Source organism: Winogradskyella poriferorum, from assembly GCF_050618035.1.
Classification (GTDB): Bacteria; Bacteroidota; Bacteroidia; order Flavobacteriales; family Flavobacteriaceae; genus Winogradskyella; species Winogradskyella poriferorum_A.
In genome coordinates this window covers 1-226 of the sequence record NZ_JBODPY010000195.1, presented here as the reverse complement: position 1 = coordinate 226, position 226 = coordinate 1, and the positions used below count along the sequence as shown (strand labels likewise).

The following is a 226-nucleotide window of genomic DNA, read 5'->3' as shown; positions in this document are numbered from 1 at the left end:
GTTTTTCACTTATGACATAAGGTGGTTGGCTGTAAATTGTATGACCTAAAGGTCTTAAGAATACACCATGCTTCGTAAAGAATTTAAGAAGTTGATCGCGGAGTTCGCCATAACGGCTGGCTTTTGTATGGAGGTCTATGGCCAATATAACAGCAATAGTTCTGGCAGATTTAATTTTTGGATGCTGATCGATAGATTGTAGTAAAGCCTCGTGTGATTTAGAAAT

General features: G+C 38.1%; 1 pseudogene. It reads right to left on the bottom strand.

Annotation, left to right across the window (positions count from 1 at the left end):
* Positions 1-226 (bottom strand): annotated as a pseudogene (locus tag ACRHOC_RS15445) (adenosylmethionine--8-amino-7-oxononanoate transaminase); the annotation flags it as partial.